At 62.7% G+C, this 13,367-nt stretch carries 15 protein-coding genes and 1 pseudogene; 2 read left to right on the forward strand and 14 right to left on the reverse strand.

Annotated elements, in window-relative coordinates:
- Window positions 1-431: 431 nt before the first annotated feature.
- Complete coding sequence (locus NG696_RS02690) at window positions 432-800, reverse strand: hypothetical protein (protein WP_252563195.1); 369 nt, start codon at window positions 798-800, stop codon at window positions 432-434.
- A gap of 50 nt (window positions 801-850) precedes the next feature.
- Entirely contained in the window at window positions 851-1,462 is a 612-nt protein-coding gene (locus NG696_RS02695; RefSeq protein WP_252573898.1) for a hypothetical protein, read from the reverse strand.
- Window positions 1,463-2,056: 594 nt separating this feature from the next.
- Here NG696_RS02695 and NG696_RS02700 point away from each other — a divergent pair.
- A complete protein-coding gene (locus NG696_RS02700; RefSeq protein WP_252573900.1) occupies window positions 2,057-2,275 on the forward strand; it encodes a DUF2382 domain-containing protein in 219 nt (72 codons plus the stop codon).
- 315 nt (window positions 2,276-2,590) lie between these two features.
- Here NG696_RS02700 and NG696_RS02705 read toward each other — a convergent pair whose 3' ends face one another.
- From NG696_RS02705 to NG696_RS02725, 5 genes are read right to left on the reverse strand one after another with little or no spacing between them, the layout of a single operon-like run.
- The gene (locus NG696_RS02705; protein ID WP_252573902.1) at window positions 2,591-3,745 is read right to left on the reverse strand and encodes an ABC transporter permease; all 1,155 of its coding nucleotides are present in this window, start codon (window positions 3,743-3,745) and stop codon (window positions 2,591-2,593) included.
- 19 nt (window positions 3,746-3,764) lie between these two features.
- Window positions 3,765-4,019: an ATP-binding protein DrrA1-3 family domain-containing protein gene (locus NG696_RS02710; protein WP_252563214.1), complete on the reverse strand. Its 255-nt coding sequence runs from the start codon at window positions 4,017-4,019 to the stop codon at window positions 3,765-3,767.
- Window positions 3,962-4,246, reverse strand: coding sequence for an ATP-binding cassette domain-containing protein (locus NG696_RS02715; RefSeq protein ID WP_252563184.1), 285 nt, complete (start codon window positions 4,244-4,246; stop codon window positions 3,962-3,964). Before NG696_RS02715 ends, NG696_RS02710 begins: the two co-directional genes overlap by 58 nt.
- A complete protein-coding gene (locus tag NG696_RS02720) occupies window positions 4,180-4,635 on the reverse strand; it encodes an ATP-binding cassette domain-containing protein (protein WP_252573903.1) in 456 nt (151 codons plus the stop codon). Before NG696_RS02720 ends, NG696_RS02715 begins: the two co-directional genes overlap by 67 nt.
- Before the next feature lies 1 nt (window position 4,636).
- A complete protein-coding gene (locus NG696_RS02725) occupies window positions 4,637-4,828 on the reverse strand; it encodes a YegP family protein (protein WP_252563178.1) in 192 nt (63 codons plus the stop codon).
- 178 nt (window positions 4,829-5,006) lie between these two features.
- Here NG696_RS02725 and NG696_RS02730 point away from each other — a divergent pair.
- Window positions 5,007-6,923: pseudogene (locus NG696_RS02730) on the forward strand (heavy metal translocating P-type ATPase).
- A gap of 23 nt (window positions 6,924-6,946) precedes the next feature.
- On the opposite strand, the gene NG696_RS02735 reads toward NG696_RS02730, so the two are convergent.
- The 7 genes from NG696_RS02735 to NG696_RS02770 all read right to left on the reverse strand — a co-directional run bounded on the left by NG696_RS02735 (window position 6,947) and on the right by NG696_RS02770 (window position 13,346).
- Window positions 6,947-7,405 carry a pyridoxamine 5'-phosphate oxidase family protein gene (locus tag NG696_RS02735; protein ID WP_252573905.1) on the reverse strand — a complete coding sequence of 153 codons (459 nt, stop codon included), beginning with the start codon at window positions 7,403-7,405 and terminating at the stop codon, window positions 6,947-6,949.
- Window positions 7,406-7,429: 24 nt separating this feature from the next.
- Entirely contained in the window at window positions 7,430-8,284 is an 855-nt protein-coding gene (locus NG696_RS02740) for a universal stress protein (protein WP_252573908.1), read from the reverse strand.
- Complete coding sequence (locus tag NG696_RS02745; RefSeq protein WP_252563171.1) at window positions 8,271-8,744, reverse strand: universal stress protein; 474 nt, start codon at window positions 8,742-8,744, stop codon at window positions 8,271-8,273. The genes NG696_RS02740 and NG696_RS02745 overlap by 14 nt, the downstream gene beginning before the upstream one ends.
- Window positions 8,745-8,823: 79 nt before the next feature.
- Window positions 8,824-10,272 carry a DUF5129 domain-containing protein gene (locus NG696_RS02750; protein WP_252573925.1) on the reverse strand — a complete coding sequence of 483 codons (1,449 nt, stop codon included), beginning with the start codon at window positions 10,270-10,272 and terminating at the stop codon, window positions 8,824-8,826.
- Window positions 10,272-11,138 (reverse strand): GyrI-like domain-containing protein, encoded by an 867-nt coding sequence (locus NG696_RS20920; protein WP_308291932.1) that lies wholly within the window; start codon window positions 11,136-11,138, stop codon window positions 10,272-10,274. Before NG696_RS20920 ends, NG696_RS02750 begins: the two co-directional genes overlap by 1 nt.
- A 37-nt stretch (window positions 11,139-11,175) precedes the next feature.
- Window positions 11,176-12,885 (reverse strand): DUF5671 domain-containing protein, encoded by a 1,710-nt coding sequence (locus tag NG696_RS02765; protein ID WP_252563164.1) that lies wholly within the window; start codon window positions 12,883-12,885, stop codon window positions 11,176-11,178.
- The gene (locus tag NG696_RS02770; protein ID WP_252563162.1) at window positions 12,882-13,346 is read right to left on the reverse strand and encodes an LpqB family beta-propeller domain-containing protein; all 465 of its coding nucleotides are present in this window, start codon (window positions 13,344-13,346) and stop codon (window positions 12,882-12,884) included. The genes NG696_RS02765 and NG696_RS02770 overlap by 4 nt, the downstream gene beginning before the upstream one ends.
- Between the last annotated feature and the right edge of the window lie 21 nt (window positions 13,347-13,367).

Raw genomic sequence — 13,367 nt, forward strand, 5'->3', positions numbered from 1 at the left:
CAGGACCACGGCCCTTGGCGGGGTCGATACGGGCCGCCAACAACCAAGTTCATTGTGTCTTTCGCGACTTAGTCGCTGGGGTCGAATTCAAGAACGTCGAAGGGGGCGCTTGCCCAGATTACTGCGCCGCGTAATGCCCGCCCCTGCCATCAGACCGGAGGTCCTTGGGCTAGGCAGAAGTGAATAGATTGGAGCCGTTAAGTTAGGGCGGACCTGGTGTCCTGTATGGCTGCCCATCGAGGCAACCACGGCGCCGGTCAGGGCTGGGTCGTAGAACCAGCCGATGCTTGCGGAGCCGATGACCACGAATACTTAGCCCTCGTTGGCCCCTACTAGACGTTGACCCGGCGCAAAGAGGGCCCCCGTCGATGACGAGGGCCCTCAAAGGGAGTGTGAGTAACGCAGATTTTACGGTTGGGAGCCCATCGGGATCACGATTGGTGTGTCCCGTCGATGACTTCAAAGATTTGCTGCTTTTGTTCCTCGGTCAGCGTCGAGTCCTTGAAGGTGACAACGATGGCTCTCGACCGCCGCGCATTGTCGGATGAAACTAGCGCCTTTTCCGCATCTTCTGTCGAATCGAATTTGAGGTATTTGGCCTGATCCGTCTCGTATGCCTGCTGGCATCGTGGTTCCCCCACGCACGTGGCGGTGGTGACGTCTCGTGGATTCGTGGCGAGTTCCCATTCTTCCTCTGCAAACACTCCACCCAAGTCGATGTCCGATGCATCGGAACAGGACGAAAGGAGTATCGCCGTCGCAATTCCGACCGTGATGAGGAGGCGATTTCTTCTAGTCATTTGCACATGTCCTGTCTTTCAGGGATCGGTGTGGCGTGTATGCGAGGAGATCAGTACTGGTGCGCTGTTGTCCAGTTGCAGCGGTGGATAGCCACTCCCCAGGACCAGACTGCTGTTCGGTCGACGCGCCACTTTTCCAGGTTCCAGTCGCCTGCGAAGTTTGCGAAGCCTCCTCCGACATGGCAGTCATACTGTTGGTGAAGAGTCGTCTTCTCCGTGATGCGTGGAACCTTGGTGCGCGCTTCGTCCCAGCCCGCCGTCCAGAAGATTGCCTGCCCATTGCCTGGCGTATGCATCGCTTGTCCCCACCCGGACTTTCGAAGGTTGACCTTCAGTTGGCCATTTTCAGATCCATACCATGCTGCTTCGAAAAGATCGATGCCAAGCCAAGGGTCCGCGACTACAGGGTACTTGACTCGCGCTTCTCGATGGCTCACCGCCTGGGTGACAGTCAGTCCTTGGACACTGTAGGACGTAGGAACACTTTTTCCCTTGGCGTCCTTCGCCCATGCTTGAGCGATCCCTCCGAGCATCGTACCGTCGGCGGACCGGAGAATCAGCTGCCCGTCCAGGTTCTCAATCGAAGAGGCGCCAGAGGAACTCAAGTCGTACTCGTACGTTTCCGGAGCCGACGCTTTATCCAGAATCGTGACGATCTGCACCGACTGGTCAGATTTCCTTACTGGTACGGTCCGTGAACCGTTTCCGTGGTCAAAAACGGATTGCCCTTCCTCATCCACAACCTTCGGAACTGCTCCCCCAGCGGTCGGCAGTGAGACTGCCAATGAACGCTCTGCCCCACCCACTATCACCGGTGTAGCACTCGTTTCTTGGCTGTCAGCCAAGACGCCCGCAGACTCCAAGCCGGACCTTAGCCCTGGGACGGGAACCAAACGATTCTCAAGGACCTCAGGGGCGATGGCCCTAAGCACATCAGAAGCTGACTGCCGCTCGTCGGCCCTATCGGACGGTATCGCATGTGCCGGAACAGCGCTTATCGCTAAGATACCGGCCAATAAAACGGCAGTACCGATTACAGATTTCTTCAAGATATATCCCCAGTTCACTTGTTCGACCGGCTGATCGCCGGAGGCCTCAGTATTGGGAAGAAGTGCAATTATTGCAAGTCAAACGATTCAGTCAGCCCGATCAGGTAATAGCTTCCGCGCCTAATCAATTAATTTGCGGATTCTGTTCATTCAGGATTCCTCCAAGTGGGGTATGATCCTGGCCGCAGCGGTAACACTTTCAAATTCGTGGTTACCGATGATGTCGTCACCGCTGTCCCGTTCCAGCGTGAAGAGGTGGGTCTGGAACGCGAACCCCTCACAGACGGCCACATCAGGGCCGCCATTGACGGCCGTCGATTAGCGAAAGAGAACGCGAAGTCATCTTCCACGAAAAAAGTCCGAATGGTGGAGAAGGAAGCCGTCCCGGTCGAACGCGTCCGAGCGGACAAAGTAGCCCGCTGCTAACAAACGGACTAGGCGTCCGAGCCGGAGGATGTCCAATAATCCCAACGCCCCGACGGGTCACCAAATGGGGCCAGAAATAGCCGTCCCCGTGGGGCCAAAATCGCTTGACACAACCAGTCAGCTGGCTGACCAATCGCTGCTCCAGCTCGGTCCCTGCTCCTCCGGCCAGCGACACATGCGACTGTCCGCTGGCGGCACCGAACTGCGAGCCAAGCAGCAGTATCAGCAGCAGCGGGAAGATGAACACAAAAAAGATGTTGGACCGGTCCCGCAGGAAGCGCCGGACCTCCACGCCCGCAACGGCCAGGATGGTGCTCATGCCCGGGCGCCCCGGTCCGGTACCAGCCGGGAGGCCAGCGTGCACACGGCGGCGAATCCCAGCATGACGGATAGCGGGACCACCACATCGGCCAGCCCGCCGCCCCCCGCCGAGATGCCCAAGCCGCGGATAAAGGCGCCTACCGGATTCAAGTCCATGAGGGTGGCAATGCCCCCGGGAGCTTCGACCGGAAAGAAAGCGCCTCCGGCGATCCCGAGCACCATCGCGATGATGGACTGGGCAACATTTGCCTGTTCTGCGGTGCGGACCAGGCGGGCGACGATGAACGTCAGGCTGGTAGCCGCTGCCCTTACGCCCACCACGAGGGATCCCACCACCAGCGGCGAGCCGAAGGACACTCCGAACAGTGTGGCACCGGCGGTCAGCAGGACTGTTGTCGCTGCGATGCCCCGAATGAACCCCACCAGGGCTTTGGCAGCGATAATTGAACCTGGCGCCACGGGAGTCGACTTGAGGCGGGCCAACGTGCCCTGCTCCCGTTCCGCCAACAGCCCCAGGACCCCGAATCCCACGGTGAAAAGGAGGAACAGCCCGGTTTGCCCCGCAACCAGGCTTCCTCGCAACGAGAGCTGTTCAGCAGATGCCGTGCCCTCAGACAAGGTCAGCACCGGTGTGCCGGTGGCAGTCCGTTGGCCGAGGGCTGCGAGGACGTCGTGGGAGAGTCCGGCCCGCTCTCGTGCCGCCGCCGTGACTGCTCCGGCGCCAAACTGGTCAAGGAGGCTGTCCACCACTGAGATGAGGACGTCGGTTTCGATGCCCAGCCGGTCGCCCTCCACCACCTGCACGGACACAGCCTGGCCCGACGTGACGGCGGCAGTGAAGTCCGCGGGGATGACCAGGCCGAGATCGGCGCCGCTGTCTTGCGTTTCCTGACGGACAGCAGCGGCTGAAACTACCTTGACCGTGACATCCATGATCTCCAGCGAGTTAAGGGCACTGATCAAGGCACCACCAAGCTGTCCGCCGGCCTCATTACTGGCAATCACCGTGGCCGGCTTCAGCTCGACACTATCCGTGCCGAAGCCGCCGAAAGCCAGATTCAGGACAACCAAGAGCGACAGCAGCACAACAAGCGAGAAAATGAAGACAGATTTATCGCGGATACGTTGCCTGAGGTCATTCGCAACCATCCTCCAGATGTCACGCACTTCAATCCCTCAAGGCCTTGCCGGTGAGGTGCAGGAAGACGGATTCCAGGTCCGGCCTGGCAATCTCCACCGACGTCACCGCCATTCCCGCTGTGCCCGCTCCAGTGACAATGGCTGGCATGACACTCGGTCCGTCCTGGACGGTGAGAATGAGGCCTGTCCCGCCGCCGTCGACATGCTGCACGCCAGGCAGGGCCTTCAGGGCTGCCGCTGCCGCGCTGGTGTTGCCGCTGCCACGAAGGTTGATGCGGTCCACCAGTGCGTGGTGTAGAGCACCGCCATGCCCTCCGTGGCCAGGCCCTCCACCGACTCCAGGATGGAGTTCCGGGACTGTGGATCAACGCCCACCGTAGGCTCGTCGAGAATCAGCGAGGTAGGACGGTGGAGCAGGCCGATCCCGATGTTCAGCCGGCGCTTCATCCCACTGGAAAATTTCTTGGTCTGTTCACCGGCCTGGTCGGCCAGCCCGATGAGTTCCAGCACCTCGTTGTCCTGGTATTCAGTTCCTTGCGATGCAGCCCCTGCAGTCGGCCGAAGAACCGCAGGTTTTCCCTTGCGGACAGGTCCGGATAGATCGCGAGCTCCTGCGGAACCAATCCGATATGTCCATTAGGGCCCGTCAACGTCGGAGCCATGGCTTCGCCAACCACGGTGACCGACCCGGCGTCGGCAGCGATCAGCCCTGCCACCATGGAGATGATTGTGGTCTTGCCTGCACCGTTGGGCCCGAGCAGGCCGAAGGTCTCGCCCGCTTGGATGGTAAAAGAAACCTGATCAACGACCGTTCGTTCGCCATAGCGTTTCACCAGACCGTTGACTGCCAGAACTTCCTCGGTGCGGGTCTTGATGTCCGCCGTCGCCGTTTCCCGCATGTCAGGTGCCTGCGGGACAGAGATCTTTGATGTGACCGGTTCCGGCGCATTCACGGACATCTTTGATGGCGGCAGCGGCGTGGCGTTTATCCGGGTACGGCCCGGAAATGGCGAGCACCGTCCCGTCCGGTGCCACAAGCGTGAACCGCACCTTTAGTTCCTCATCCGTGAATAATTCGAATGATCCTGCCATGCGCTTGCTCCTTGTAAAACTTCGTCGTTCGGGTGATGGGCGGCGGTAGTTGTGCCAATGCTTCCAGAACGGGACTTACACCGTCAGGGACAAAGGTCCCGGAACGTCTCTTAAAGCTGGACCCAATGGGTCCGAAGGCCCCTAGCTGTGGCCGCCAGCCGGCCCTAAGGTCGTGTCCATGAGTCCAATAGCCCTCAGGGCCGCGATTGTGCGTTTCCCGCTGGTTGCCGCCACACTAGCGGTCGGGGGAGTCGTCACCGTGTTGCTGGCAGCCGGGGAGTACCCGGCGGCCCGATGGACAGCAAGTGTTTACGCGGTTCTGGTTGCCGTCATCCGCTCCGGCTCCATGGTCAGGGCGTTGCTGGGTGGCCGGTGGGGGATTGACCTCCTTGCCGTGACGGCCATCGGCGCCACTGTGGCCGTGGGCGAATACGTGGCGGCCCTGATCATTGTGCTCATGCTTGCCGGGGGTGAAGCCTTGGAAGACATCGCCCAAGGAAGGGCGACGCGCGAGCTGAGGTCCCTGCTCGAACGCACCCCCCAGACGGCCCACCGGGAGCGGAACGGCGGTCCGCCCGAGGATATCCCCGCCGCAGCAGTCCGCCCCGGAGACTTCCTCCTGATCAAACCGTCGGAGGTGGTGCCTGTAGACGGTTTGCTCCTTACCGCCACCGGCAGCTTCGATGAATCCATGTTGACGGGGGAGAGCCTGCCGGTGGAACACATGACGGGCGAGACGCTGCTCAGCGGATCCGTTGACGGCGATAACGCTGTGACCATGACAGCGACATCCACGGCGAAGGACTCACAGTACAGCCAGATTGTGGCCCTGGTCCAGGAAGCTGCATCGAGCCGGCCGCCAGTGGTCCGGCTGGCCGACAGATACGCCATTCCGTTCACGCTTCTGGCCTTCGCCCTGGCCGGCGTGGGCTGGTATTTCAGCCAGGACCCGGCTCGCTTTGCCCAGGTTCTTGTGGTCGCTACCCCTTGTCCGCTGCTCATTGCCGCTCCGGTGGCGTTCCTTGCCGGCACCAGCCGGGCCGCCCGTTCGGGGATCATCATTAAGAACGGCGGCACCCTCGAACAGCTTGCCCGGGTGCAGACGGCCGTGTTCGACAAAACTGGAACGCTCACCCACGGCCGGCCAACACTGCATGGCATCAGGATGCCGAATGCGGAAGCCGGGCTGGTCAGCAAGGACCGGCTGCTGTAGCTTGCCGCTTCGGCAGAGCAGTACTCCTCTCACGTGCTTGCCTCTTCGGTGATTGAGGCCGCCCGGCAACGCGGCCTCGAGCTCCTGCCGGGAAGCGACGCGAACGAACACGCGACGCAGGGAGTCACTGCAACGTGCGGCGACCATCGGGTGGTGGTGGGCAAACCTGACTTTGTCCGGTCTGTCACTTCTGGTTTTGAGGAGGCCGACGTGGCCGGCGGACAACTGGCGGTCTATGTGGGTGTGGACGGACGCTTCGGGGGAGCGCTGATCATGAGCGACCCGCTGCGGGATAATGCGGTGGACACCCTGGCTGGCTTGCGCCGGCTGGGCATCCAGGAAACGCTTCTGCTGACTGGCGACGCCCGGCCCACGGCAGAACAGATTGCTGCCCAGGCCGGGATCACCCAGGTCCAGGCAGGCTGCTTGCCCGGTGACAAAGTTTCCATCGTGGCAGGACTGCGGAAACGCCCTGTCATGATGGTGGGCGATGGCGTCAACGACGCTCCGGTGCTGGCCGCCGCCGACGTCGGTGTCGCCATGGGCGCCAGGGGAACAACCGCGGCGAGTGAGTCGGCCGACGTCGTCATCATGCTTGACGATCTATCCAAAGCAGCGCTTGCCGTCGAAATTGGCCAGCGCACCATCCGGATAGCGCTGGCGAGCATCTGGACGGGGATCCTCCTCAGCATCGGACTGATGGTTGCGGCAGCCTTTGGCTACATTCCCGCTGTTGCGGGCGCACTCCTCCAGGAGTTGGTCGACCTGGCCACGATCCTCAACGCGCTTCGGGCCCTCCGAAGTGGAGGAAGGGGAAACACGACGGCGGTAGGAGGCAGGCCAGTCAGCGTCGCCGGCGTGAGGTCAGCACCGACGTCGTGAGCTGCTCTGTGCCTGCCCGGACGTCAGAGCTGCCCGGCGTCCAGCGGCGGCCACCAGCGCGACGAGGGATTGATCACGAAGCTCCGGCCGCTGACCTCGGAGGGCGTTACCCGCACCAGATGATCCTTGCTTCCGGCCTCCCACGGTGAGAGCCCTGCATCGGCGGCCTCCTGGAAATCCTCCTGCGAGTCCACAACTGCAGCGGTGCCCTTGATGACGACGCTCCAGGCGATAGTCCCGTAGGTATTGAGGCCGTCCGCTTCCAACGCGATGGGACTGCCGCCGAGCACCGCGTCCAGCTTGGTTCCCGGGCCGGTGCGGAACACTACGGTCCCGTAATCAGGGATGTAGTTCACTGGGAAAATTTCGGACTCACCGTCAGTGGTGACAGCAACCCGGCAGACCGAAGCTGATCGGAGGTATTTCCAGCAGTCATGAACGTTGAGGATTTCCGTCTGAGGTCCCGAAGTGTTGCTTTGCATGCTCGCAGGCTACTATATCTGGTGTTAGCTGCGGTGGATTGGGGTTATTACCGTTGGGCAGGGCAGATGTGTCAGAACCGCGTGGGCCGTGGAACCCAGCAGCAGCCGTTTGAAGCCGCCCCGGCCCCGGCTTCCCACCACGAGCATCTGGGCTCCAGCGGCGGCCTCGACCAGCGCCGCGGCCGGTTCCTTTTCGCTTTCCAGGATCTTGTGCACCACGAGGTCCGGGTAGTCCTCGCGGAGCCCGGAGACTGTTTCGGACAGAACCACCTGCTCCTCGTCCTCAATTCGCTGGGCGAGGGTCTCCGTGAGAGCTCCTCTGTCGATCCACCGGTCGGGTCCGCTGAAGGCATGAACGACCGTCAGCTCCTGGCCCTCCCGGTCTGCCTCCGCGGCAGCGTAGGCAACGGCCTGGGTGGATTCTTCGGACCCGTCAACGCCCACGACGACGCCCCGTCCGCCTTCTGGCTCCTGAATTCCGATGACCGCAACCGGGCACTTCGCCGCAGCGGCGACCTGAAGAGCACGGTCGGTCAGCGAACCACCCAAATGGGTGCCGCCGGAGCCCACCACAAGCATGGACGCCTGGGTGGAGTACTTGCCCAGCGAGCCGGAAATGCCTCCTTCCAGGACTTTGGTGGTGACCTCAACCGGAACGGTGCCCCTCACCCGCCCGGCAGCGGTCTCCAAAAGTTCTTCGCCCTTCTCCACCAGCACTCCGGTCCACGGGATGGGCTCGGCCACCCAGCGGTCGTCAACAACGTGCAGAATGATCAGCGGCAGGCCAGCGCGGGCAGCCCGGCGTGCAGCCCACTGCACGGCTGCCTGGCTTTGCGGAGAGTCGTTGGTTGCGACGGCGATCGGTTTAGACGTTCTCACGGCTGGACTTCCTTTGATCTTTGTCGGGGCTATGAACAACTAGGACGGGGCAGTGCGCATGGGCCACACAGGCTGAGCTGACGGACCCCAGAAGCAGGCCTCCGAATCCTCCATGGCCGCGCCTGCCAACAACGATCATGTCCGCGTGGCGGCTGGCGTCTATGAGGGAGTCCCTGGGGTGCCCCCGGACGACGCGTGGAATGACGTTCGGCGGAATCTCCTGCCCGAAGGCCTGTTCCAGGGCGTCGTTCAGGATGATCATGACGCGTTCCTCGAAGCGGTCTATGCCCATTGCCACATACCCGGCGTATACCTGCGGATCATCCCAGTAGGCGGTGGCCAGTACCTTGGCCCCCACCGGGACGGCAAGCCGCTGGGCCTGCCGGAGTGCTTCCACCGAGGCCTCCGATCCGTCCACACCCACCACGAACATGGCACTATCTGACGCTGACTCCTCCATGACCGATTCCCTTCAGTGCCTGTTCGCTGCCTCTCCAGCCTGTGGCCTAAGACAATAGACCTGTAGGGCCGAAAGTCACTTAGAAACTCGACGAACTGCCTGAGCCGGAGAAGCTTCCCCCGCTGCTGCCGTAGCCTGTGGTGCCGCCTCCGCCCCGGGCCGAGCTGACGCTGCCGACGCCGGTGTTCAGGCCGGAGTTGAAGGCAGGAACCGAGAAGAAATAGTAGGACGGATAGACAGTGCCGAGGATGCTGGGTTCGTAGCTCCGCCTCTGGTGGTGGTCCAGGCCATCCTGGGCATTCTCCATCTCCCTGCGCATGAGCTTTGCTTCACGCTCGGTTTTGGCGAAGCCGTCGATCACGGTTTCCGCGTGCTCCTTCAAGAGGTTGGACAGACGGCTGCGGGCGTCACGAAGGTGGTTCAACGCCGTTTCCGGTGTGATCGTCCCGCCTGCAAGTTGGGCGGTCCAGCGCTCTACCTCCTCCAGGCTCTGGTCGCGGAAGAACCTGAGTGACGCAGCGGTGGCGGAGCCGCCCTGCCCGTGACGCTTGCTGAGCAGTTGTTCGAGTCCGGCGAGGTCGCTGCGGAAGGGTGCCAGCTGCCGGTCCCAGGCTGTGGGCCAGGTGCTGGCCCGGTTCAACAACGCATTACTGTCCGCGATGACGTCGTCCAGGGCGTCCAGTTCAGCGGCCGCATCGGCATACTCCCGCGCGAGCCTAAGGCTGGATCGGCGGGCCAGCGCCTTCGGTGTGAGGGCATGTACCCGGTTCGACAGCTCGGTGGCGGCGCCGTACCGGGTGCGGAAGTTGCGGTGCTTCTCCAAGACGCTGCTGCCGTAGCGCGAGGACTCCGGGATGGTGCTGGCATTCAGTTCGGTGACGTCCAGGTCCATACTTACGCTGGCGTAGCTCCTGTCTCCGCGTTCCAGTTCCTTCCGGCTGCCGGCCCTGGTCACTGCCCGGACTGTCAACCACGCGCCGGCGCCCAGGGCGGCGGCCGCTCCGATCACCCACGCGGTGATCACGAAAGCAGCTGACTGGTACCAGGGCTGGTTGATCAGTTCAGCGCCGCGCCGGACTCCGGCGATGGTTCCGTCCGTCCATTGGGCGTCCCGCAGGAGATCCTTGGCAGCGCTTTGAATGTCATCGCGTTGTTCCAGCGAGACCTTGCGGTCCTCGCCCATGTAGGTGCCCACATGCCGGCCCACGGGATCCAGCGCGAAGATGAAGAGCCCGTCAGCCCACTTCTGCTCGTCGGGGCTGATCCAGTCCGGGTGTTCGGTCCGGGCAAACCTGAGGACCTCCTCGTTCAGGTTGTCCGCCATGCTGCCGTTGTAGGTATACACCACCAACTTGGTAGGGGAGTGGAACTCGATCGAATTGATGGCAGGGACCAGGGTGTTGAGGTCCAGTACTCCCGCCCGGTCCTCCACAACGACGTCGACAGGCGTGACCGCGAAGGCCGCAGGACCGCTTCCCAGCAACATCGCAACCACAAGCAGCAGCAGAAGCCCGAACTTCTTCAGCATCAGCCGGCTGGCCAAACGATCCTCGTTTGCCACTTCTGCGGATCGGGCTCGGATGGTGGCCCGTTCAGATAGTACTCCCACATGGTGTCAGAGGGCGTCTTTCCGGCCTTCTTCATCTGGTCCTGGAGGGCGGCATAGGTCTGAGGCAGCGTGTCGTAGGGTCCTGTGTGCATTGCTTCGAAAGCCTCGGCCTCGGGAAGGGTACTGATCACCACCGTCCCGGTGTCCGCGAGGGTGCCCCTGACCGGAAAGCCGGCTTCGACGTCGACCGTCTGGGTGGGCGTCCCGCGGCAGAGGGCAAACGGCGGTCCGGCCAGTTGGATGTTTTGTCTCTGGGCTTCCGCAGCCACGGCGGCGAACGCGCGGCTGAAGAACTCCGCTAGGGCATCCATGGCGACTCTTTCGCGCAGGACAGCGGTTGGCTGCTCGGCGCGGTGGACTATCGTTGGTTCCGGGTTCACGGCATCCATGGACCGTGCCTGGGCGTTAGTTGCCGCGTTCTGCCAGAGTCCGATCACATTTCCCTCGCTGTCCCGGAAGTAGGCATTCCAGCCGGAACCGGGAACTTCCATCCTGCCCCGTATCGTCCCGCCTCCGAGACGGCTTATCTGCTCCAGCGCCGCATCGATGTCCTCGACATCGATCGTGACCACCGGGGCCTGGAGCATGTCTCCGCGGCGGAAGATCCCTCCGTTAATGGACCGGGTCTCCGTCGGCCTGCCCTGGTCGTTCACCGGTGTGGTCATGGCCAGGCTGTATTCCATCTCCGGCAGCACCTGGAAGTTCCAGCCGAACACCGATCTGTAAAACTCCCTGGCGCGTTCTTCGTCGTCCGCGGGGATTTCGAAATGCACTACTCCACCCATTGGACTCACCTTTCTGAAGTGGGGGCGTTATTGCGATTTATCTTGTTGTCTCCAGGGGAATTACGTCGATCCCGGTCCCCTGACCGGCAGCCGGACCGATCACCAGCAGAATGCGCTTGGCCGTGACGCCAGCAAGTGCGTTCAGCACCTGTTCGACCAGCACCTGTTCGACCAGCTCATGTTCAGCCGGCAGGGCGCCGTCTGTGGGCCGTTTTTCCTGTGCCGCGTCGGCCCTTCGCCACACGGTGACTTTGGCGCCGGTCACGTCGGTGATTGCTTTGGACAAGGGTTCCGGAGAGGAGGCGGTCACTAATGTGACCTGGTCGATGGTGTGCGCCCTCGGCGGGGAAGCGGCCGCCATGACGTGTTCGCGCCGCCACAGGGCAAAGTGGTACGCGGCAACGAACCCTGCGGCAACCAGGAGGCCGAGCGGCGTGCGGATCCGGTCCAGGAGGCTACCTCCCGTTACATCACCCAGGAGGAATTCAAAGAGCCGATATCCAATCACCAGGAGGGCAATGAGCGCCACCACGGCGCTGATGCCGAAGAACACGATGAGGTAAACGCGCCTGCCGGGAGGAATGGCGTCCGCACTTTGCAGTTGCCTCGTCGGCTTCCAGGCCTGCCACCAGACCGGACCTCCCACAATGAGGGAACTGATACCACCCAGCAGGAGGGTGCGGGTGCCGCCGCCGGCGAGGGGTGAAACGGCCATGGCAAGCGAAGCATTGATGACCACGCCCACTCCGGACGCAGCCGCTGCCAAGGCCACCCCTGATGTCACCAACTGGACGGCACGCCGGGTGGCAACAGAACGGCGGGCTCCGCTTACGCGGTGATAGCGCCACACCAAAGCGCCGACGGCTGCAGCGGCGATGGCCGGGCCCAGCGGAGCCAGCAGCTCGGTCATCGGGTCACCGCGGTCGAATGCCGTTCTCAGGAGCACAAAGAACACAACGCCGGCTCCAGCGAGCGCTGTGATGCCCGCGGCGAAGATCCCGACACCAACCAGCGCAACATCAACCAGGGTGGTCTCGAGTTTGCGTCCGCCGCCCCTGAACCAGTGCCACCACCACACGATACTTCCGCCGACGGCCCAGACCAGGGCCCGGAGTACGGGCTGCCACCACGCTTCCACGCCCGGGGTCAGGCTGATCTGGCCCCGGATCGCGACGTCGAGCAGGCCGCCCAGGGCGGTGATGGTGGCAAACGTGCCCACCAGCAGGCCGAAGACCGTGCCGATGACCGCCGGGACGTCGTCAAGATTGACTGGATGTTTGACGGGGTGCCGCCACATCCAGTGGTGCCAGATCCAGATGCCGGCCCAGACAAGGCCATTCGATAAGGGCGAATACCACTGAGGTTCCACCCGGCCGATGAAGGACGCCGCCATCCCCAGCAGGGCCGTCACGGCTGAGATCAAGGAGACCGCATAAACGCCGGTCAGGTACAGGCCCCACCCCGCTGTGGTGCGTTCCGCGCCGTCGTCGAGCCTCTTCCAGACAACCCACCACAGGAGCCCGGCGAGTGGTCCGCCGATCAACGTGAAGGCAAGGGAGCGGGCAAGCCCGGCCACATCAGTTGACGCGAGTACCGCGGCCGAGCTGAACAGTCGCTCCAAGAGGCCGCTAATGCCTACCGCCGCGATCATTACCAGGGCGAATAACAGTACGTAAAGGATCAGGCGGCGGAGGGTGAGTTGGGCGGAACCTGCCGTGGAGACGGTCGTCGGGACTTGGAAAGTCATTGCTTCACTGACGATCCGGTGCATGACAGGAGCTGGTATGGTGCCTGGTCGATCAGCCATTTGCCAGCTGTTTTCACCAGGGAGAAACGATCCTCCGTCTCGTACTCGGACGGTCCGAACGGGCCGCCCGAACCTGAACCGACGACCGAGACCTTCACGAGAGCCGAGTTGTCCCGCTCTGTGGCAGAGATCAAAACCACCCGGGTCGGCAGCGGACCGCCTTCGTGGAAGCCGCCGCACAAGGAACTGGCCGCTTCCGTGAGGTAGGAATTGGCTGTGGCCGTATCGCCGTCAATGACAGCAGTGCTGTACCGCTGGACCACTCCTTGGGGTGTCGACCCGTCCAGTGCCTCAGGCTCCCCACGCGTGAAAACGACTGCCAGTGCGACTATTACCAACAGCGCAATAGCGGACACGATGGCGAGGAGAATCCGGTCGGGCTTTCCCGGCGCTGCGTTCATGCCGCCAGTATGGCCTACAGG

The sequence above is a fragment of the Pseudarthrobacter cellobiosi genome, from assembly GCF_023913755.1.
GTDB classification, from domain to species: Bacteria; Actinomycetota; Actinomycetes; order Actinomycetales; family Micrococcaceae; genus Arthrobacter; species Arthrobacter cellobiosi.